Below are 347 nucleotides of genomic sequence, written 5' to 3' on the forward strand. Positions count from 1 at the left end.
GTGGCCGAGAGGTGGCCGAGAAGCTCAGGTGTCTTCCTCGACCACGTGTACCGCCGCCTCTTCCGCGCCCGCCGCTCCCCCGTCGACGCCCACGTCCTGCAGGTGTTGCGCCGGTCCGATACCTGAAGCGAGCAGGAGGTGCGGGGTTCCGATGGCACCGGCTGCCAGGATGACTTCGCGGGTGGCGAGTGCCTGGGTGATGGAACCGTTGCGCAGGTATTCGATCCCGGTCGCGACGCCATCGGTGATCAGGATCCGCTGAACGAACGCATCGGTGACCACGTTCAGATTCGCCCGGCCGAGGGTCGCCTCATCGAGGTACGCGTCGGAAGCGCTTTGTCTGTGGC

1 protein-coding gene is annotated in these 347 nt (G+C 66.6%); it reads right to left on the minus strand.

The window, feature by feature from the left end; genetic code table 11:
- Positions 1-24: 24 nt before the first annotated feature.
- The coding region (locus IO33_RS0142165; RefSeq protein ID WP_209439026.1) for a GMC family oxidoreductase N-terminal domain-containing protein at positions 25-347 on the minus strand (323 nt) is incomplete at its 5' end.

This window comes from Streptomyces durhamensis, from assembly GCF_000725475.1.
Taxonomy (GTDB): Bacteria; Actinomycetota; Actinomycetes; order Streptomycetales; family Streptomycetaceae; genus Streptomyces; species Streptomyces filipinensis.